This is a genomic window from Parasphingorhabdus sp. (assembly GCF_048269915.1).
Taxonomy (GTDB): Bacteria; Pseudomonadota; Alphaproteobacteria; order Sphingomonadales; family Sphingomonadaceae; genus Parasphingorhabdus.
The window spans coordinates 40,809-61,837 of the sequence record NZ_JBLWTY010000006.1; the positions used below are offsets into that span (position 1 = coordinate 40,809).

Genomic DNA, 21,029 nt, shown 5'->3' on the forward strand with positions numbered 1-21,029 from the left:
ACAGAGTCAGAGCTTTGACATTAAAAGGAGAATGGAATGTCTATTGATGGAACTTATGCCTGTGTGACCAAATCGCCGATGGGAGACCAGACGTCGGAATTCACAATTGTCACCGACGGCGACACGTTCACCGGCAACAACGCCGGTGCCATGGGGTCGATGGATGTCGAAAATGGCAAGGTCGATGGCAATCACATCACATGGGAAATGAACATGACCGTTCCCATGCCAATGAAACTGGAAGGTGATGCCACGATTACCGACGGTCAGCTGTCCGGTTCGGTAAAAGCGGGTGCTTTTGGTGAAATGGCGATGACCGGCACCAAGAAATAAGCATTTTTCAGATAACGAAAAAGGGCCGCTACCTGATCAGGTGGCGGCCCTTTTTTGTCTCTGGTTTCAGGGCAATTTAACGCACCACGATGCTCACAGCACGGCGGTTCTGAGCCCAGGCACTTTCGGTGGAGGCGAGGGCTTCGGGGCGTTCCTTGCCATAGCTCACCGTCGTCATCCGCGCCGGGCTGACACCCAGCGAAGCGAGATAGTTTTTCGCCGCATTGGCACGGCGTTCGCCGAGCGCGAGGTTATAGTCGCGGGTGCCGCGTTCGTCGCAATGACCTTCGATCGTGATGCGCGCATTGGGATTTTGCGCCAGCCACTGGGCCTGGCTTTGCAAAATGGCCTGATCCTGGGGATCGATATTGAACCGGTCGGTATCGAACAAGACCCTGTCTGACATCGTATTGGCGAGAAAATCGCCCTGTGAACCTGGCGCATAGCCCGGGCCAGTCGGCCCGGTTGGCGCCGGGGTCGGCGCGGTGCCAACGGGTGCCGGTGGCAGTTCTTCGGGAGGTTTTTTGGCGCAACCGGCCAAAACCAGGCTGGTGGTAATCAACAGGGGGGTCGTAAATTTGATCATCATTCTGCTCCTAGTTAAAATTGCCCTTCGGCTTGTTGTAATCTTTTTTTAGTCGCTTGTCGTGATCCTAATTCACGGCAACAAAGGGCCCCATGCTGGATCCGAGCCGTTGACCGGAGTGGGCAGCTGTCGCTCATTGCGGCCGGTGAGGTCCACTTGCCAGATGCCGGTTTGCCCGTTGCCCTGCGTGGTCCGGAAAAACTGGATTACCCTGCCGTTGGGCGCCCATGTCGGCGCTTCGTCCTGCCAGCTGTTGGTCAGCAGCCGTTGGCCGCCACCGCTGGGGGTCATCACGCCGATGCGGAAATTGCCGGCAATTTTGGTGAAAGCAATCAGGTCTCCGCGCGGGCTCCATTCCGGTGTGGCAAAACGTCCACCACCAAAGCTGATCCGTCGCTCGTTTCCGCCATTGGCATCCATCACGTAGAGTTGCTGGCTGCCCGAGCGGTCGCTTTCAAAGACAATCCGGCTGCCGTCGGGAGAGAAGCTGCCGCCGATGTCAATGCCGGGGGAAAAGGTCAGGCGTTGCGGATTCGCACCGCCCGCTGCCGAGACCTTGTAGATATCAGTATTGCCGGCGATGGCCATCGAATAGAGGATCCACTTGCCATCCGGCGACCAGCGTGGTGCGAAGGTCGGGTTGGTGCTCTGGGTGATCAGCCGCTGCCGGCCCGTGCCGATATCGTAGATATAGATGCGCGGATTGCCGTCGAGAAAACTCAGATAGACGATGCTTTTGTAATCCGGTGAAAAGCGCGGCGTCAGGGCGGTGGCCTGGCCGTTGGTGATGAACCGGTGATTGGCACCGTCACTGTCCATGATTGCCAAGCGTTTGACCCTGTTACCCTTCGGGCCGGTCTCGGCAATATAGGCGATGCGGCTGTCGAAAAACGGCGATTCTCCGCTCAGCCGGGAATAAATGGAATCGGCGCATTTATGGGCGGCTCTCCGCCAGTCTCCGGGTTCGACAATAAAGCCCTGACGGGTGAGTTCAGTTTCCAGCGCGACATCATAGAGATAGCAGCCCACCGTCAGCTTGCCGTCCGCATTGCCCCGGACAAATCCCTGGATCAGCGCCGACGCGCTGGTGCTGCTCCAGTAAGGGAATTGCGGAGCAGTGACTTCGCCGAAGCTGATCGCGCGCACCTGATTGCGGCCAATCGGTTTGAACAAGCCGCTGGACCGCAGGTCGCTGACAATGACATCACTGATCTTGCTACCCAGTTCGGCGGTACTGCCCGCGGCTGTATCCTGATTTTGCGGTGTCGGCAGACCGGGGACCGCGATCACCAGCTCTTCTGAAGCGCTGTTGTCGACATCGACCGTCAATTGGGCATGAGCGGTTGCGGACAATCCAAAACAGGCGACGATGGCAACGATCAAAGTTCGAATATGGGTAGTGGGGATTCGCATGAATGGTCTCCTAAACACCAAGATACAGGATAGGTTCGATAACCTTCCACTCGTCATAGAATTTTTCCGGAAATGTCGTGTAAGGCGCGGCAAGCTGTACGGCGGCAATGGCACGTTCCTGGTGAACGTCGACCTGGGACCGGTTGCTCGGAGTGATGCCGGTTGTTGTCGCCGTTGGGGTGCCGATGATTCGCCCCTCGCTATCGAGGCGCGCGGTCACCTTGGTCCGCAAAAGCTCGGCGTCCGCGCCGGTTGGTGGTCGCCACTTCTGTTTCACCAGCCGGTATAATTCACGTTGCAGCGACGCGACGGTCGCTGCTGACGCCTTTTCAGCCGCAATATTCTGGTTACGACTGACCGAGGACGCGTCGGTAACTCCTTTCAGAAAATCATCACCTAGCCGGGAGCCGCGGGGCTTCGGCTTCTGTTTTGGTTTTGGCTGGGGCTCTGCTCGGGCAGTGGTGCTGGCGGGTTTGTCCGGACGTCTGCGGGGTTCTCGCGATACCGGCGCTGGTGCGACTGCCGGTGTCGGCCTTGCTTCGGCCTTGGGTGGTTCCGGCAACGGCTCCGGTTCAACAAGGCTGCTCTCTTCAGGCGCGCCCAGTTCGGGCGCGACGCTCGTCGCCGGCGTGATCATGGCTGGATCGGGTGCGGCGCTTTCGAGGCCCACTTCATCGGCGATCATCACTTCGATCGGTTTGTTGCGAAAAGCTTCGTTGGTGCTGCTCAGGACGCTTAATGACAGCGCGCCAAAAAGAGCCACATGACCCGCAGCCGCTATTCCCAAGCCAATTTTTTCAGCTTTCTCCATATCAGCTGTCCACTATTATGGTGTTTCGGATGAACCTGTAGTGACCAGCGAAACCCGGTTCAGTCCCGCCCGGTTGAGTTCACCCATCACGCCCATGACAAGCCCATAGTCGAGCGTCTTGTCACCACGCAGCATGATCTGCCGCGGATCCTCGGGATTCTGATCGGCGGCAATTTCGCGCAATCTTGTCGCCAGAGCGCCACGACTTAATTCCTCGTCCTCGATAAAAACACGGCCTTCATTGTCGATCGAAATCTGGACCGGCTCCTGTTCCTGTTCCAGCGCATTGGCGCGGCTCTCCGGCAAGTCGACGGGAACGCCGGCTACCAGCAGCGGCGCCGTCACCATGAAAATGATCAGCAGCACCAGCATCACGTCGACAAAGGGCGTGACGTTGATCTCGGCCATCGGCGCGCGTCCGCGACTGCTGCCGCGCCTCCCGATTCCGGATCCCATGTTCATCCCCATGCTCAGTCTCCCAGCTCCAGTTCGCGGCTGAGCGTGGCGTGAAATCCGTCGGCAAAGCGGCCCATACGGGCCTCCAGCTTGTTCAGCCGGTGGGAGAAGCGGTTATAGGCGATGACCGCCGGGATGGCGGCAAACAGGCCGATGGCTGTGGCGAACAGCGCTTCTGCAATACCGGGCGCGACCACGGCCAGCGAGCTGTTCTGCTCTGCGGCAATCGCCGAGAAACTGCGCATGATGCCCCAGACCGTACCGAACAGGCCGACAAAGGGAGCCACGGCACCCACGGTGGCGAGAAAATTGAGCCGGTCGGCGATGCGATCCACTTCCTCGGCGATCGTCATGTTCATTGCGGTGGCCAGCCGCTGTCGGGTGCCGTCGCGGTCAACCCGACCCTTGGCGGTCGAACGGCGCCATTCCTTGACCCCGGAGGCGAGAACTTTCGCGCTCGGCAGGTTGGACTTGCCATGTTCATCAAAAAATCTGTCAATATTGTCGGTCTTGGCAAATGCCGCCTCGAACCTGTCGGATTTTCGCGCAATTTGCCCAATTTTCATGCCAAAGCTGACGATGATCGTCCAGGTCCAGACACTGGCCAGCAGCAGGCCGATCATCACCGCCTTGACGACAATATCGGCTTCCATGAACAGCATGAATGGAGAGAAATTACCGGTGGTCGCTCCCAGGGAAAGTTGGTCTAGCAAGTTCTGTTATCCTTCATTTCAAAGCAGCATGATTCATGACGCTGGCAAAAGCTTTTGTCCACGCTTTCGGCTGTCTCCTCGGGCGTCCGGCAGGGGTAAGAAAGGCTGCGTGAACAGAGGCTGACGTAATATGATCCGACCCGCGCATGATCTTCTGGTCGATAATCACACTGGCCGCGCGCAGCGTCTCCACCGTGCTGATCACGACCAGATCGTCATCCAGCTTGGCTGGCAACAGATATTTCATCGTCAGATCGACCACCGCATAGACGCCTTCGCCGCTCTCATAGGCTGCATTCTGGTCCATATCGAGTTGGCGGAGCATGTCCGAACGGGCCCGTTCCATATAGCGCAGATAATTGGCATGATAGACGATCCCGGAAAAATCTGTGTCCTCGAAATAGACGCGGGTCGCGAAATAATGTTTTCCGCCGACAAAGCGGCCGTCGTGCGGTTTGATGTCAGCGGGAATAAGGGCGGCAATGTCCATTCACCGACTTTACGCGGTTCGATTCAACGGCGGAAGGGGGAATGTTCGACCCGTATTCGGCTGAGCGCAATTTTGAGTCCGTCTGACTGCCGAAGTCGGCAATCGCTTCGCCGCATTCCGCGCACCAGCCATATTCACCCTCGCTCACGCGGTTGAGGGCTATTCCAATGCTCGCCGGTCCCCGCCCTGCTTGTTGGGTGCCTGCAGTTCGTATTGCCAGGCGCGCAAAGCCTTCTTCAGGCCGTCGATCTGCTCGCGGGTCAGCCCCTCGTGCATCGGCATTTTCCTTGCTTAAAGAGGAGGGCAGTTGTTCCAGCCGGGTCCCCGAACGGCGCGACCCGGACGGGCTCCGGTCATCTTGCCGTCGCTCAGCACCGGTTCACCATTTACCAGCACATGGTGCATGCCGACGGCGAATTGCTGCGGCTCCGCATAGGTGGCCGTGTCGGCAATCGTGGCGGGATCGAAAATCACGATATCTGCAAAAGCTCCGGTAGCCAAACTGCCGCGATCTTTCAGCCCCAGATTGGCCGCCGGCATGCTGGTCAATCGCCGCACCGCATCGGCCAGCGTCGCCCGCTTCTCTTCCCGGACATATTTACCGAGCAACCGGGCAAAATTGCCGTAGGCCCGTGGATGGGTGGAGGATTTCAGGAACACCCCGCGAGGGGCGAGGGCCGCAGCGTCGGATCCGAAGGACATCCAGGGCAGGGCGGCCTGCCGCGCAACGTTGGCTTCATCCATCAGGAAATAGACTACCTGGACCCGGCTGCCATCCTCGATCACCAGATCGATGGCCGTGTCTTCAGCGCTGGTGCCACGCATCGCCGCAACTTCGGCGAGAGTCTTGCCGGTGAGGGGCTTCAACTGGTCATTCTTGAACCCGACGAGCATCATTTTTTCGGGACCGGCATGATAATAGAGGCTTTCCCAGCCCACCGGCTTGCCGCGCATTTCAGCCAGCACGCGCTTGCGTGTCGCGGGGTCCTGCAGGCGCGTCTTCCATTGCTCATAGCCGCCTTCCTGTACCCAGGTCGGCATGGCCGCATCAAGGCCGGTGGAGCCGGCGGTATAGGTATACATGTCGGCGGTGATCCGCAGGCCCTTCGCTCGGGCGGCCTCCACTTTCGCGATAATCGCGTCGAGTTTGCCCCAATTGTCCCTGCCAGCCTGTTTCAGATGATAGATTTCCGCAGGACCGCCGGATTTTTCGGCAATTTCGATCAGTTCGTCAATCGCTTCGAGGACCATGTCGCTCTCGTTGCGCATATGGCTGATATACATGCCGCCACAGCGCGCGGACTCGGTCGCCAGCGCGATGAGTTCCGGGGTTTCTGCATAGCTGGCGGGTGCATAGATCAGCGAGCTGCCCACGCCCATCGCCCCGTCATCCATCGCCTCGCGGACGAGCGCGCGCATCCTGTCCAGCTGAGCCGCGTCCGGATCGACATCCGCATAGCCAAGCTCGTTGATCCGCACGGTCGTTGCGCCGACAAATGTCGCGATATTGGGCGCGATACCGCGTGTTTCCATTGCGTCGAAATATTGATCAAGACTGCGCCAAGTGATCGGATAGCGTATGTCGCCCTGGCGGCTCTCGTCGGTTTGCGCCATTTTGTCTGATATCGGCGCGTCTGAGGTTCCCTCGCCGAACACCTCCAATGTCACGCCCTGACGGATGTCGCTCTCGCCAGCGCCGTCGGCGATGAGGGCATCCGCTGCCCAGCTGAGCATGTTGATGAAGCCCGGCGCGACGGCCAGGCCGCGGGCATCGATGACGCGCTTTGCGCTGCCGGATATTTCGGACGAAACCGCGACAATGCGGTCATCGCGAATTGCGACATCGCCGACATAAGGCGCAGAGCCGCTGCCATCCACAATCAATCCGTTGTCGATCAGGATATCGAATGACTGCGCCCCGGCAACGGGCTCGACGCTTGTATTCGAGACTGTCGTGCAGGATGTGACCAGCAGCAATGCCGCCGTGAACAGCAAATTCCGACGGGATGGGCGTGCGGTCGGGGAATCAGTCATTGGCTGAAAGCAGTTCAAGGGCTGCCGCGGTCATCGCTTCGGTTCCCAGCGTCACGGATTCTCTGGGCGCAATCTTGAAGAACGGCGAATGATGCGAAGGCACCGGTGCACCGCCGGCTTTCTCGCGATCGAAGTCGGCCTGCGGGGTGCCGCCGACCGAGAAATAGACGCCGGGAACATCGGTATTGGGCTCGACGAAATAGGCAAAATCCTCTGCGCCCATGCCCTCGCGCGGCTTGTTGTCGAACACTTCTTCACCGAACCGCTTGGCGAATACGTCCTTGACCCGGGCAGTCAACGCGGCGTCATTATAATTGGCCGGTGTTGATTCATGCGAAACCAGCACTTCGGGCAGCTTGTCCTCGGGCAGGCCATTCATGCGCCCGACATTGGTCGCGATGCGCTTGATCCCTTCAAGCAATTTTGCCCGGGTTTCCTCGTCGTCCGAACGGACTGTGAGCTGCAAGGTCGCCTTGTCGGAGATAATATTGTGCTTGAAGCCGCTGTGGAAGGAACCGACGGTGATCACACCCGGTTTCAGGGGCGCGATTTCGCGGCTGACAATCGTCTGCAGCGCCATGATGATTTCCGCACCCATCACGATCGGATCCTTGCCACGGTGCGGAGAAGCACCATGTGCCCCAATTCCGTGAACGATGATATCGACGCTGTCGGACGAACTGCTTTCAATGCCTTCGCCGATCGACAGCTGGCCCGTCGGCGTGTCTGCAGAGACATGGAAGGCAAGGGCGAAGTCCGGCTTGGGAAAACGGGTATAGAGTCCGTCATCCATCATCAGCTTCGCACCGCCGATGCGTTCCTCGGCAGGCTGGGCGATCAGCACCAGAGTGCCTGCCCATTGATCCTTCATCGCCGCCATCCGGCGTCCGGTGCCGATCAGCGAGGTAATGTGCACATCATGGCCGCAGGCGTGCATCACCGGCTTTTCCTCGCCGTCGATGCTGACCTGTTTTGCAGTCGACATATAGTCCAGCCCACTGTCCTCGACGAGCGGCAGGCCGTCCATGTCAGCGCGCAGCATCAGGGTCGGACCTTCACCGTTTTTCATCACCGCGACGACGCCGGTGCCACCGACTTTCTCTGTGACGGTAAACCCGGAATCGCGCCATTGCCTGGCTATGATCGCAGCAGTACGGGTTTCCTTGTAGGACAGCTCGGGATTGCGGTGAAAATCGAGAAACAATGCTTCCAGCTTATTGTCATAATCCGCTGCAATTGCGGCAGCCAGCTCGGGTGACGACGACTCCTCTTGCGCAGAGACAGGAGTATTCCAAAGCAAGGCGGTCGTTGCGGTCAAGGCCAAAAGATGTTTCATGATTTTCTCCTTGTTTATTGCCTTTCTATGCCCGATCGGCACAAAAAGCGCAAAGTCTGTTGGCGTCCGGGTTGCGAAAAAAAGACAGTGCCGAATATGTGAGGCGCGCATCAACCTAGGCAATCTTCCGCGGCGGTGATGCGGTCAGGAATAAAATAAAAGGCAGAAGCTCACGCTCCTGCCTTTTTCTATTATATTACCAGTTCGGCCAGGATCATCCGGTTGGACATTTTCCAATCCACTTGCCGTTGCTCTTGGCGGAAATATCCATTTTCATGCCGGCTGCACCGCCGTTCATATCCATAGTCATATCGTAGTTACTCGGGCCATATTGTCCGTTCATCACCATGGTCATGCTGCCGGGAGCGCCGCCCATATTGCTGCAGGACATTTCCGATGACACAGCGCCGCCGCTCATATCGAATTTCTTGACCTCACAATGGGTTTTTTCCTGTGCAGCAAAAAATTGTGCACCCGGATTGGTTGCTTCTTCCTTGGTAATGCAGGATTTTGAGGTTGTGACCTTGCCCTTCATGCTATTTATGACACCAGCCGATGCACCTTCCGGCAACCCTTCAATTTTTACGTCAACAATTTCTACGGTATTTTCCCATTCGCCGGGCTCGAGTGTGACCTTGTTCATTTCCTCGGCGACTTCGTCAGCCGTAATCTTGCCGTCGCCGTCCTTGTCGGCACCGGTATCTGAACAACCGGTGATAAGGCCGAACGCCGCCACTGATAATAGTAAATGTTTCACTTGGATCTTCCCTCAATAATGATGCCCCCGAGCAAGTCTTATACCGGAGATCATCCGATGTAAATTTTCTATCATCGCGATCTTTGGTAATTACGTTTCCGGGGATGACATTGGACCCTTTTTGTTCCATATCGTCAACATGACAGAATTGGTGATCAGAAGAGGCTTGGCGGAACCGGATACGGGCTCAAATTTTGTGCCGCACAAGCCTAGTCGTCCCGAGAAATCGGAAGGCGGAAGGCCGTTCAAGCTGGTCAGCGATTTTGAACCTGCGGGTGATCAGCCCGTTGCTATTCAGGAACTGGTTGCGGGGATGCGGGATGACGAGCGCGATCAGGTGCTGCTCGGGGTCACCGGTTCGGGCAAGACTTTCACGATGGCCAAGATCATCGAGCAATTGCAAAGGCCCGCGCTGATCCTTGCCCCCAACAAGATATTGGCGGCGCAGCTATATGGCGAGTTCAAGAATTTTTTCCCGGATAATGCCGTGGAATATTTTGTCTCTTATTATGACTATTATCAGCCCGAAGCCTATGTCGCGCGGTCGGATACCTATATCGAAAAGGAAAGCTCGGTAAACGAGGCAATCGACCGGATGCGGCACAGTGCGACCCGCGCTCTGCTTGAGCGCGATGACGTGATCATTGTCGCCTCGGTTTCCTGTCTTTACGGTATCGGTTCGGTCGAGACCTATTCGGCGATGATCTTCGACCTCAAGAAGGAACAGGCGGTCGACCAGCGGGATATCATCCGCAAGCTGGTGTCGCTGCAGTACAAGCGCAATGATCAGGCATTCGCCCGCGGCAATTTCCGCGTACGCGGCGACAGTCTGGAGATATTCCCGTCGCATTATGAAGATATGGCCTGGCGGATCAGTTTTTTCGGCGACGAGATTGAGGAGATTGTCGAATTTGATCCGCTGACCGGCAAGAAGGGCGCCAGTCTCAACCGTGTCCGAATCTTTGCCAATTCGCATTATGTGACACCGGGGCCGACGATGAAACAGGCGATGGAAGCGATCAAGCTTGAGCTGGGCGTCCGGCTCAAGGAGCTCGAGGCCGAAGGCAAGCTGATCGAGCATCAGCGGCTGGAACAGCGGACCAATTTCGATCTCGAGATGATCGCCGCCACCGGCAGCTGCGCCGGTATCGAAAATTATTCGCGCTTTCTGACTGGCCGTTTGCCGGGTGAACCACCGCCGACCCTGTTCGAATATCTGCCGGACAACGCGCTGCTGTTTGTCGATGAAAGCCATCAGACAGTCCCGCAAATCGGTGCCATGTCCAAGGGCGATCACCGCCGCAAGATCACGCTTGCCGAATTTGGCTTCCGACTGCCCAGTTGCATCGACAACCGGCCTTTGCGCTTCAACGAATGGGACGCGATGCGGCCGCAGACGGTCTGCGTTTCCGCTACACCCGGTCCGTGGGAGATGGAACAGACCGGCGGCGTATTCAGCGAACAGGTGATCCGCCCGACGGGGCTGATCGATCCGCCCGTGGAGATCAAGCCGGTCGAGGATCAGGTCGATGACGTGATCAACGAATGCCGCAAGGTAGCGGCGCAGGGCTATCGCACCCTGATCACGACTCTGACCAAGCGCATGGCGGAAGACCTGACCGAATTCATGCACGAAGCGGGGATCAAGGTCCGCTACATGCACAGTGATGTCGAGACGCTGGAGCGGATCGAACTGATCCGTGACCTGCGGCTGGGCGTCTATGACGTGCTGGTCGGGATCAATCTCTTGCGCGAAGGCCTCGATATTCCGGAATGCGGGCTGGTCGCGATACTGGACGCCGACAAGGAAGGCTTTTTGCGCAGCGAAACTTCATTGATCCAGACGATCGGCCGCGCGGCGCGCAATGTCGATGGTCGCGTCATCCTGTATGCCGACCGGATGACCGGTTCGATGGAGCGTGCGCTCAACGAAACCGACCGCCGCCGCGAGAAGCAGGTGGAATATAACGAAGCCCACGGAATCACGCCGCTCTCGATCAAGAAAAATATCGGTGACATTATCGCCCATGTGGCTTCCAAGGATATGGTCACCGTGCCGATTGATGACGATACCGATCATCTCGTCGGCCATAATCTGAGGGCCCATATCGAAAGCCTGGAGAAACGGATGCGTGACGCGGCTGCCGATCTGGAGTTTGAGGAAGCGGGTCGGCTGCGCGACGAAATCCGCAAGCTGGAAGCAGAGGAGCTGGGCCTGCCGGCCGATTTGCAGCTTGCACAGCCGAAAGGCAGAGCCACCGAGGGGCGTCCGGGCACGCGCAAGGGCAAATACGGGCGCACGCAGCGCAAGATGCGCTGATCAACGCGTTTCGACCAACCGCATATCAAACTAGACTGGTGGGCGTTCAACCGCTTGTGCGAACGGTCGTACCGGTCCATGTTGGTAAAACATAATGGGGAGAAACATCATGCGTGCGTCCTATCTTTTGACTTTTGCGGTTTCTGCTTTGGCAATCGCGGTTCCGGCCTACGCGGCGGCAGCTGTCGCAGCACCGGCGACGAGCGCAGAAGAAACAGCGTCGGATTTTATGGGTGCGGTATCCGATCCGGGGCGCGATGAGGCCGATATTAAACTGGATGCGAGTAGAAAACCGGCAGACGTATTATCGTTCATGGGGCTTGAGACCGGGGATGCTGTACTCGATATTTTTGCTGGTGGCGGCTATTATAGCGAAATCATGGGCCGGATCGTTGGAGCTGGAGGCTCGGTGATCGCCGTCAACCCCCCGCAATTCGTGTCCAGCGACCAGTCGAAGGAAAAATGGGCGGGTGTCGCAGCACGACAATCCAATGTGACCATGGTGGCTTCACAATTGCCTGATTATAAACCGGCAGAAAACAGCATTGATTTTGCCATGCTACACTTGATCTATCATGATTTTTACTGGGAAAGCGAACGGTTCAAATTTGAAAAAATGGATCCAGCTGTCGTTCTGGCAAATCTGTATGCGGGTCTGAAACCCGGTGGTATCGTCGCCGTAATCGATCATGTCGGTTCCCCCGGTGATACACGCGCGGTGGTGGAAAAAACCCACCGGATTGATCCCGCAACGGTGCGATCTGATTTCCTCAAGGCCGGATTCGTGCTCGACGGGGAAAGCGAAATGTTCGCCAATCCCGACGATGATCTGGAAAAGAATGTTTTTGATTCGGCTGTTCGCGGCAAAACCAGTCGCTTTATGATGCGTTTTCGCAAGCCCGGATAACTTTGCCAGATCAATATTTGGCTGTTTTCCGTCGCGCGAATCGGTGGCAATCGCAACTATATGGAAAATAAGGCATTTTCGCTGTTGAGCGAAAATGCCGCCATCGTGCGTACAATGCTTAACGGGGCGTTATGCATAAGTTACGCAAAATTGTAATATAATTTCAATGATTTACGATATGTTACGATATGTTACGATAGTTTACAAGACTGTTCAGGTCATGTTAGCTAGAGGGCTGCTACACAGATTGCATTGATACAAACTGTCCAGAGACAAGCATCCGGTGCGCCGGGCGTCTTAGGGGTAAAAATCGGGATGTGAGCAAGTATCCATCACCATCGGCTAACGGTGGCAGATGAAAGAGTTTGACCGGCGGTGCCTTTAAATAGGGTCGCACGCTGTCGGAACAGAGGCGGGAGGCAGAACCGTGTTGTGTATTGGTTCTGTTTCCTGACCTCTCATCAGATTGTAGCGAGCACCGCTCGCTTCATATTGGGGGCCGGGGCCCTTATTGACGAGCGGCTTGCGGGGGTTAGCCTGCCACCGTCATTTCCTCCGGATCCCGGAGCGCAGGGCTGGCGCGCGAGTAGAGTTTTGCGCACCAGTCCTGCAATCGCTCAAAAATTCAGGATGCGTATTTGACCGAACAGCCATAGGGTCGCGAGTGTGCGACACTGATCTTTTCTCCGGATTTAATTTCACGCAGCGCCGCCAGGACATGATTGCGCGCGGTTTTGATATCGGCGGGGTTGGCCGTCGGCTTGTCGTCAATACCGCCCTGATATACCAATTTTCCTGCACCATCGATGATATACATATGCGGTGTCGTTTTGGCGCCGTAAGCCTTGCCGACCAGACCTTTGGTATCAAGCAGATAGTTGCTCGACTGAATATTCTGTTCGGCAATCAGCGATTTGGCTTCGGTGCCGGTCATATGACCCTGTTTTCCCTTGGCACCACTATTGATCGTCAGCCAGACCGCCCCCTGTTGTCGCGCGGCTTTTTGGGTCGCTTGCATGTTGCCGCTCCCATAATGTTTGGCCACAAAGGGGCAACCCGGGTTATGCCATTCGAGCACAACTGTCTTGCCGCGGAACTGCGAAAGTTGGACGGTCTTTCCGTTCACGTCAGTCAGCTTGAAGTCTTGGGCAACCGCACCGGTTTTCTGCGCGGCTGCGAGCGGACTTGCCAATGCAATCGCGGTGATCGTCGCAACGGCTACAGTTTGAAAATTCTGCACGATAAGTCTCCCTTCATTCAGTTCCCAAAGTAAGATTGGCGCTTTGCATTGGCCCGTTTACCAGATCGGTCAACGTCCCAACCGTAAGAATCTGCGGGAGAAAGACCGGCTCTTTTCCAGGCGCGTAATAGAGATAAAGCGGAACGCCGGCGCGGCCGTGCTGTTCGAGGAATTTGCTGATTGCCGGATCGGGTCGCGTCCAGTCACCCACGAGGACTGCAACCTTGGCAGCGTTGAAAGCATTGGCGGTTTCCTGGCGCTGGATAGCGGCGGCTTCATTGGCCTTGCAGGTGATGCACCAGTCAGCGGTGAAATAGGCAAAGACCGGCTGGCCGGAGGCGCGCAGTTCCGACAAGCGAGTTTCGCTAAATGGTTCGCCGGGGAGTGTCGCGGTGGAGGCGCTGGCGGTTTTCCGGCTGTTCATTGCTTCTTCGCCGGGCAGCGCAAATATGCCGCCCGCGACGGCCGCGAGCGTGGCGGTAACAGCAACCGTGCCGCGCGATACGCCTTTCATTTGCCCAGCGCCGAACCACCACAGGATCAAGCCGACGCCGAGCAGGAAGATCAGTGACAGACCGAGCGCATCGGTTCCAATCTGTCGCCCCAACAGCCAGATCAGGCCGATGCTGGTGAGGAACATCGGGATCGCCATGACCTTGCGAAAACTGTCCAGCCAGGGGCCGGGCTTTGGCAGGCGGTTGCGGATCGCCGGAATGAAAGCGATGAGCAAAAAGGGCAAGGCAAGACCGACGCCGAGTCCGGCGAAAATTATCAAAGCCGCGACAGGCGGCAGGACGATCGTGGCCCCCAGAGCGGCGGCCATGAACGGTCCGGTACAGGGCGTAGCGACGAAAGCGGCCAGCGCGCCGGTCCAGAAGGACCCGGCAGCGCCATCTTTCTGGGCCAGTTTGTTGCCAATCGTGAAATTGGGCAGCTCGAACAGGCCAGCCAGATTTAGGCCGATTGCGGTCACCAGCGCGAGCAGGACAAAGATGATCCGCGGGTCCTGCAGCTGGAAGGCCCAGCCGACCGCTGCGCCGCTGGCCCGCAGACCGAGCAGGATCGCGCCGAGCACGGTCGCCACAATAACGACCCCGGCGGTATAGGCGAGGGCATCACGCCGCACGACAGATTCATTGCCGCCGGCTTTGGCCAGACTGATGGCTTTCAGACTGAGGATGGGGAAGACGCAGGGCATTAAATTGAGTAGCAGGCCGCCCAATATGGCACCGCCGAGTGCGACGAACAGCAGCGAACTGCTGGCCTCGTTCGTTGCACCCCCGTTGGCGAGGGGCACGCCTGTCATGGCGACTTCGCCTTTCGTTGCCGTCAACGATAGCCCCATATGCTGACCGATTTTCAATATGCCGGTGATCGTTTCCAAGCCATCCCCGCGCGCGCCGGTTTCGAGGATCAGGCGGTCACCATCGCGGCTGAATTTTTGCGGCGCAGCATAGTCGACAATGCCGTCTTCAAGGACAAAGAAATAAGGCTCTTCCAGTTCTATATTCGCCGGCAGCGGAATCGAAAGGCGGAACAGGCCGTCGCCGACGGCAAAACTTGCATCGCTGCCGAGCGGTCGGGGCTGTGCCGCGCGAAAGCCGTTGAAGCGTGCGTCCCGGGAAGTCGCCGTTTCCTCTCCGACGACCTGTAGCGTGATTGACAGTTCGTCCTGTTCGGGCACACAAATCTCGTCGGTGCAGGACAGCCATTCCGATTTCACCGAAATCGGCAGCGGTCCGGGCGCGACCTTGTCGGACAGGTCCAGATCGACAAGAATCGCATAGTCGCCCTTGTAGACATAATTCATGATACCGGAGATCAGCAGGGTGTCTGGGACCGGGAACCGCGCTTTTTTGGCAGTCACGCCAGCAGGCAAGGTCCAGTCAAAGCTCATGCCGATACCCGCATCACCGGGATTTTCCCAATAGCCGTGCCAGGTCGGTTTCGGCTCCATGACGAAGGCGAGCGTCACACTTTGCCCGGCTTTTACCTGCTGCGATTCCGCAACCAGAGTCGCGGGTACATTTAATTCTGTATTGCCCAGCCGGTTCTGTGCCTCTGCGGCCGGAGCAAAGGCCAATGTCACAAATGCCAGCAATATCGCGAAAATGCGAAAATCAAATGTCATAAAAACTCACCATTTCCTGTTTATCCGCATTTAGGCTATTGGCGGCCTGCTTTCTATAGCCGCTTACATCAGTGAGGATCATTCGTGCAAAAACCGACCCTAGTTACAGCTCTTACCGCGCTTATCACATTTTCCGGAACCGCAAATGCCGAACATCACACGGCAGAGGAGATGGACAGTCCGAAGCTCGTTGTCGCCATATCGGTTGACCAGTTTTCCGCCAACCTCTTCAGTGAGTATCGCAGTAGCTATACTGGCGGCATGAAACGCTTGGCAGATGGCGTGGTGTTTCCGTCCGGCTATCAGTCGCATGCGGCAACGGAAACCTGCCCCGGTCACAGCACGATCATGACCGGTGTACATTCCGGGCGCGCCGGGATCATTGGCAACAACTGGATAGATCTTTCGATCAAGCGCGACGACAAAACCGTCTATTGTGCAGAAGACGAGCGGGTTGCAGGCACCAGTTTTGGTGACATTACCGCCGCTACGCAAGGGGAATATATCGCCTCGGCCTGGCATTTGCTGGTGCCGACGCTGGGCGAACGACTCAAGAAAATCTCGCCGAAATCCCGCAATGTCGCTGTCGCTGGCAAGGATCGGGCAGCCCTGATGATGGGCGGCAAGGCCGTCGACGAGATATATTGGTGGAAAGGCAAGGGTTTTGCCACCGCAGAGGGTCGCAAGACATTGCCTTCTGTGGTTGCGCTCAACGAAGCAATCGCGGCAAAAATCGACACGGCACGCCCGGCTTATGCCACGCCGGCCCAATGCGTTGCGCACAGCGCCAAAATCATGCACGGCGATGGCCAGTCCGTCGGTGACTACGCGTTCCAGCGCCCCGACGGTGCGGCGAGCATTTACCGCGGTTCTCCGGACTTTGACGGTTCGATTATAGCGGCGGCGACGATTTTGGTGAAGGATCTTGCACTGGGGCAAGGCGAGGCGACAGATATATTGTCGATCGGACTGTCGGCAACCGATTATATCGGTCATGCCTTTGGCACAGAAGGTCTCGAAATGTGTATCCAGATGAGCGAGCTGGATCGCTCGCTCGGAGAGTTTTTTGATGTACTGGATGGTGAAGGCATTGATTATGTCGTCATGCTGACCGCAGATCATGGCGGTCTCGACCTGCCGGAGCGGATGAGCCTGCAGGGTGTCCCCACGGCACAGCGGATCGATCCCGATCTCAATGCGAAGACAATCGGCAAGACGGTCGCCGAAAGCCTGAATATGCCGGGCGACAAACCTGTGCTCTACGCAGATGGACCATTTGGCGACTATTATGTCAGCCTCGACCTCTCCGAAAAGCAGCGCGAGCAAGTCAAAAATAGTGCCATCGCGCTGATTGCTGCTCATCCTCAGGTCGAAGCGGTGTTTGATCATGATGAGCTTTTGGCGATTTCGGTGCCCAGCGGGTCGCCGGAGTCCTGGACTTTGGCGCAGCGGGCCAGAGCCTCCTTCAATCCGGACCGGTCGGGCGATTTTATCGTTCTGCTCAAAAAGGCGGTCACACCAATTGCCTCAACCGCGCGCGGCTATGTCGCAACCCATGGCAGTCCGTGGGATTATGACCGCCGCGTCCCGATCCTGTTCTGGCGGGCCGGTATGCAGCATTTTGAACAGCCTATGACCGTGATGACAGTCGATATTGCCCCGACTCTGGGTGCGCTTATCGGCGTGGAAATCCCGACGGGAGAAACCGACGGCAAATGTCTTGATATCGACGGTGGTCCGGCGAATAGCTGCGAATGAATCAGGGGCGGCTGGACTAGCGCCGCTGATAGCGGGTCAAGCCGTGCCCGAGGCTGTTGTTCGCAATCCGCAGCTGATCGCCGCTCCAGTCGGCGACGAACCAGGTCTTGCGTTGCACCCCCTTCGCTAGCGACGCGCTGTTGGAATGGATGTTGAGGCCTGCCGAGCTATGGTCTCTGTCTTCAGCCGCGATGGCGATGAAGGCGCTCCAGTTTTCCTTGTTTTTGCCCTGGACAAAGACATTGCCGCTGATCACCCCGGTTGCACCGGCCGGGAGATCAATCATGTAATTGGTCGCGCGACCCTGCGTGTCGTCAAAGCTGTTGTTGTTGATGGTCGCGCGGGGCGCCCGGCTTTTGACATAATGTCCGCCGTTGCCCTTCTCGAAGCGGCTGTTGGTCACCTTTAACGATCCAAAATCGCCGATATAAATGCTATGCGCGCAGGACAGGCCTCGATCGCAGCGGCCCAATCGCTGAAAGGTCGACCGGTCGATGACAATATCTGCGGTGGAATCATCGGCGCTTAATATGCCTTGTTCAGCGTTGCGGAACATAGCGTTGTAAACATAGAGGTCACCCCGTTCAATCCGGATACCGGCACCATTGCCATCGGGAACGCGCTGGTTTTGAAAAATAATCCCGTCGATCGTTGCCGCTTTTCCACGCAGGACGAGGCTGGCCTTGCCTTCGCAGACACCGCCATTGAAGACTGTTTGACCCGGTATAGACGCTTTATAGGTGATGCGCCCGGCTTTCTGGACTGCGCAATCCCCATAGGTGCCTGGTGCGATGACAATCGTTGCATTATTGCCGCCAACGGCATCGACTGCGTCGGCTAGCCGCGAATAGGATTTTCCGGTTTCTATCACCAAAAAGGGGTCTTCGCGCTGGGCTTGGGCAGCGGCGCCAACGGTGTTCGAGACTATGACGGCGGCAATTAAAAAGGCTTTAGGCTTCATCTCGGTCATCCTGAATCGAGAAAACACGGTAGCTTCCATATCGCCAGCCGCACAGTCAAACAATGCAATAGCCTAGCCTGTCCCAGATGAATTCAGGCTGAGCGAGAGAGGTTAAAGGGTTAATTTTGCAGGCTTACTCATTGAGATTGGGCCGTAACCACTGCCGTGCCTGATCGACCGACGCGCCGCGCCTTGTGGCATATTCTTCGACTTGCTCTTCGCTGATCCGCGCCACGCCGAAATAGTCAGCCTGTGGATGGGCGAAGTAGAAGCCGGAAACCGCGGCTGTTGGAGTCATCGCAAAACTACTGGTCAGCTCGATACCCGTGTTTGCGGTTGCATCCAGCATCTCGAACAGAATCGGTTTAAGGCTATGGTCCGGACAGGCCGGATAGCCGGGAGCGGGGCGGATACCCTGATATTTTTCATGAATCAGCTCCTTGTTGCTCAAATGTTCATCGGCTGCGTAACCCCACAGATCTTTGCGAACATGTTCGTGCATACGTTCGGCAAAGGCTTCGGCGAGCCGGTCGGCCAGTGCTTTTAGCAAAATGCTGTTATAGTCATCCTTGTCGGCCTCGAACCGCTGGACATGTTCGTCAATGCCATGGCCGGTGGTGACCGCGAAGCCGCCCATCCAGTCGTCGGCCGTATCGATGAAATCGGCAAGGCAGTTGTTGGATCGTCCACCGCGCTTGACCACCTGCTGGCGCAACATCGGCAAGGTGACTTCCTCATTTTGCGGTGCGACCAATATGTCGTCGCCATCCCGCCGGGCGCGCCAGAGGCCAGCCACGCCTTTCGCCGTCAGCCATTTCTCCTCGATGATCTTGTCGAGCATAGCCTGGGCATCGCGAAACAGGTCGCTGGCGCTTTCGCCGACGACCTTGTCGGTCAGGATGGCGGGATAATTGCCGGCCAGTTCCCAGGCGCGGAAAAACGGCGTCCAGTCGATATATTTGCGCAGTTCGGCGAGGTCCCAGTCATCATACACATGCAGCCCGGGTTTCGCTGGTGCAGAGGCCTTGAGGCTCATGTCGACCTGCGCGGCATTGGCGCGGGCTTGTTCCAGCGTTGCCAGCTTTTTGCCCGTCTTGCCCGCGCGTGCGATTCGCACCTGCTCATATTCTTCCCGCGTCTTGGCGACAAATCCGGTCGCCTGTGTGTCGCTGACAAGCTGGGAGGCCACGCCGACGGCACGGCTGGCATCAAGCACATGGATGGTCGGGCCAGTATAGGCTGGTTCGATGCGCAGCGCAGTGTGGGTTTTGGAGGTGGTCGCGCCGCCGATCAGCAGCGGCATCTGCATCTTGGCCCGCTCCATTTCTTCCGCGACGGTGACCATCTCGTCGAGCGACGGTGTGATGAGACCGGACAGGCCGATAATATCCGCGTCATTTTCGTTGGCGGCTTTCAGGATATCCGTCCATGCCACCATCACGCCGAGATCGATGACCTCGAAGCCGTTACACTGCAGCACGACGCCGACAATATTCTTGCCGATATCGTGTACGTCGCCCTTGACCGTGGCCATGATGATCTTGCCCTTGCCCTTGGCATTTTCATCCTTCTCGGCCTCGATATAGGGGAAAAGATGGGCGACCGCCTTTTTCATGACGCGCGCGGATTTGACCACCTGCGGCAGGAACATCTTGCCCGAACCGAAAAGATCGCCGACGACGTTCATGCCGTCCATCAACGGACCTTCGATGACCTCGATCGGACGCCCCTTGCGATCCTGAACCGCCAGCCGCATTTCCTCGGTATCCTCGATGATATGCGCGTCTATGCCTTTGACCAGCGCGTGTTCGAGACGTTTGTGTACCTCATAGCCGCGCCATTCCGCCGCCGCTTTTTCCGCCACCGCATCGGTGCCGCGGAATTTCTCGGCAAGGGTGATCAGCCGGTCGGTAGCGTCATCGCGCCGGTCGAGCACGACATCCTCGCAATGCTCGCGCAGTTCAGGGTCGATATCGTCGTAGATGTCCAGCTGCCCGGCGTTGACGATCGCCATGTCCATGCCCGCCGGGATCGCATGATAGAGAAAGACGCTGTGCATGGCCCGGCGTACCGGCTCGTTGCCGCGGAAACTGAACGACAGGTTGGACAGGCCGCCGGAAATATGGACATGCGGGCAGCGTGCCTTGATCTCGCGCGTGGCCTCGATAAAATCGAGGCCATAGCGGCGATGTTCTTCAATGCCGGTTGCCACGGCGAAGACGTTGGGATCAAAGATAATGTCTTCGGGGGGAAAGCCGATGCCGGTCAGCAGCTTGTAGGCCCGCTCGCAAATTTCGACCTTGCGGTCTTTGGTATCGGCCTGTCCGGTTTCATCAAATGCCATGACGACCACAGCGGCACCATAAGCCATGCATTTGCGGGCATGTTTGATGAATTCCTCTTCGCCTTCCTTCATCGAGATACTGTTGACGATCGGCTTGCCCGATACGCATTTCAGGCCGGCTTCGATCACCGACCATTTGCTGCTGTCGATCATCACCGGTACGCGCGCGATATCGGGTTCGGCTGAGATCAGCTTTAGAAAGGTGGTCATCGCATGTTCGGCGTCAAGCAGGCCCTCATCCATATTGATATCGATCACCTGCGCGCCGTTTTCGACCTGCTGGCGAGCGACTTCGACTGCGGCTTCATAGTCATCGTTTAGGATGAGCTTCTTGAATCGCGCAGAACCGGTAACATTGGTGCGTTCGCCAATGTTGACGAAATTGGTGGAAGATGATGTGGTCATGAGAAGGTTATTTCGTCCGATCGTTTTGGGCGAT

17 protein-coding genes are annotated in these 21,029 nt (G+C 57.3%); 4 read left to right on the forward strand and 13 right to left on the reverse strand.

Translation table 11 applies throughout. The features are described from left to right. Nucleotides 1-36 precede the first annotated feature (36 nt). The gene (locus tag ACN0WX_RS13010; protein ID WP_417622768.1) at nucleotides 37-333 is read left to right on the forward strand and encodes a hypothetical protein; all 297 of its coding nucleotides are present in this window, start codon (nucleotides 37-39) and stop codon (nucleotides 331-333) included. A gap of 76 nt (nucleotides 334-409) precedes the next feature. On the opposite strand, the gene pal is transcribed toward ACN0WX_RS13010, so the two are convergent. From pal to ACN0WX_RS13055, 9 genes are all read right to left on the reverse strand, one after another. Next, complete coding sequence (gene pal / locus ACN0WX_RS13015) at nucleotides 410-916, reverse strand: peptidoglycan-associated lipoprotein Pal (RefSeq protein ID WP_417622849.1); 507 nt, start codon at nucleotides 914-916, stop codon at nucleotides 410-412. A 75-nt stretch (nucleotides 917-991) separates the two neighbouring features. Then, complete coding sequence (tolB, locus tag ACN0WX_RS13020) at nucleotides 992-2,326, reverse strand: Tol-Pal system beta propeller repeat protein TolB (RefSeq protein ID WP_417622850.1); 1,335 nt, start codon at nucleotides 2,324-2,326, stop codon at nucleotides 992-994. A gap of 16 nt (nucleotides 2,327-2,342) precedes the next feature. Further along, complete coding sequence (locus tag ACN0WX_RS13025; RefSeq protein WP_417622769.1) at nucleotides 2,343-3,143, reverse strand: cell envelope biogenesis protein TolA; 801 nt, start codon at nucleotides 3,141-3,143, stop codon at nucleotides 2,343-2,345. A 15-nt stretch (nucleotides 3,144-3,158) separates the two neighbouring features. After that, a complete protein-coding gene (gene tolR / locus ACN0WX_RS13030; RefSeq protein WP_417622770.1) occupies nucleotides 3,159-3,611 on the reverse strand; it encodes a protein TolR in 453 nt (150 codons plus the stop codon). Nucleotides 3,612-3,613: 2 nt separating this feature from the next. After that, nucleotides 3,614-4,261 (reverse strand): protein TolQ, encoded by a 648-nt coding sequence (gene tolQ / locus ACN0WX_RS13035; protein ID WP_417622851.1) that lies wholly within the window; start codon nucleotides 4,259-4,261, stop codon nucleotides 3,614-3,616. A gap of 64 nt (nucleotides 4,262-4,325) precedes the next feature. After that, entirely contained in the window at nucleotides 4,326-4,802 is a 477-nt protein-coding gene (locus ACN0WX_RS13040; protein ID WP_417622771.1) for a YbgC/FadM family acyl-CoA thioesterase, read from the reverse strand. Nucleotides 4,803-5,093: 291 nt separating this feature from the next. Beyond that, a complete protein-coding gene (locus tag ACN0WX_RS13045) occupies nucleotides 5,094-6,836 on the reverse strand; it encodes an N-acyl-D-amino-acid deacylase family protein (protein WP_417622772.1) in 1,743 nt (580 codons plus the stop codon). Beyond that, the gene (locus ACN0WX_RS13050) at nucleotides 6,829-8,172 is read right to left on the reverse strand and encodes an amidohydrolase (protein ID WP_417622773.1); all 1,344 of its coding nucleotides are present in this window, start codon (nucleotides 8,170-8,172) and stop codon (nucleotides 6,829-6,831) included. Before ACN0WX_RS13050 ends, ACN0WX_RS13045 begins: the two co-directional genes overlap by 8 nt. A 214-nt stretch (nucleotides 8,173-8,386) precedes the next feature. Further along, a complete protein-coding gene (locus ACN0WX_RS13055; RefSeq protein WP_417622774.1) occupies nucleotides 8,387-8,929 on the reverse strand; it encodes a DUF3617 domain-containing protein in 543 nt (180 codons plus the stop codon). Nucleotides 8,930-9,068: 139 nt separating this feature from the next. On the opposite strand from ACN0WX_RS13055, the gene uvrB reads away from it, so the two are divergent. Both uvrB and ACN0WX_RS13065 read left to right on the forward strand, forming a co-directional pair. Further along, nucleotides 9,069-11,249 carry an excinuclease ABC subunit UvrB gene (gene uvrB, locus ACN0WX_RS13060; protein WP_417622775.1) on the forward strand — a complete coding sequence of 727 codons (2,181 nt, stop codon included), beginning with the start codon at nucleotides 9,069-9,071 and terminating at the stop codon, nucleotides 11,247-11,249. A 109-nt stretch (nucleotides 11,250-11,358) separates the two neighbouring features. Then, the gene (locus ACN0WX_RS13065; RefSeq protein WP_417622776.1) at nucleotides 11,359-12,156 is read left to right on the forward strand and encodes a class I SAM-dependent methyltransferase; all 798 of its coding nucleotides are present in this window, start codon (nucleotides 11,359-11,361) and stop codon (nucleotides 12,154-12,156) included. Between the two features lie 625 nt (nucleotides 12,157-12,781). On the opposite strand, the gene ACN0WX_RS13070 is transcribed toward ACN0WX_RS13065, so the two are convergent. Next, nucleotides 12,782-13,396, reverse strand: coding sequence for a redoxin domain-containing protein (locus ACN0WX_RS13070; RefSeq protein ID WP_417622777.1), 615 nt, complete (start codon nucleotides 13,394-13,396; stop codon nucleotides 12,782-12,784). A 13-nt stretch (nucleotides 13,397-13,409) separates the two neighbouring features. After that, nucleotides 13,410-15,527 carry a protein-disulfide reductase DsbD family protein gene (locus tag ACN0WX_RS13075; RefSeq protein WP_417622778.1) on the reverse strand — a complete coding sequence of 706 codons (2,118 nt, stop codon included), beginning with the start codon at nucleotides 15,525-15,527 and terminating at the stop codon, nucleotides 13,410-13,412. Between the two features lie 84 nt (nucleotides 15,528-15,611). On the opposite strand from ACN0WX_RS13075, the gene ACN0WX_RS13080 reads away from it, so the two are divergent. Next, entirely contained in the window at nucleotides 15,612-17,285 is a 1,674-nt protein-coding gene (locus tag ACN0WX_RS13080; protein WP_417622779.1) for an alkaline phosphatase family protein, read from the forward strand. 16 nt (nucleotides 17,286-17,301) lie between these two features. Here the strand turns inward: ACN0WX_RS13080 and ACN0WX_RS13085 are convergent, their stop codons facing one another. After that, a complete protein-coding gene (locus tag ACN0WX_RS13085) occupies nucleotides 17,302-18,246 on the reverse strand; it encodes a right-handed parallel beta-helix repeat-containing protein (protein WP_417622780.1) in 945 nt (314 codons plus the stop codon). 133 nt (nucleotides 18,247-18,379) lie between these two features. After that, nucleotides 18,380-20,995 carry a methionine synthase gene (metH, locus tag ACN0WX_RS13090; RefSeq protein ID WP_417622781.1) on the reverse strand — a complete coding sequence of 872 codons (2,616 nt, stop codon included), beginning with the start codon at nucleotides 20,993-20,995 and terminating at the stop codon, nucleotides 18,380-18,382. Between the last annotated feature and the right edge of the window lie 34 nt (nucleotides 20,996-21,029).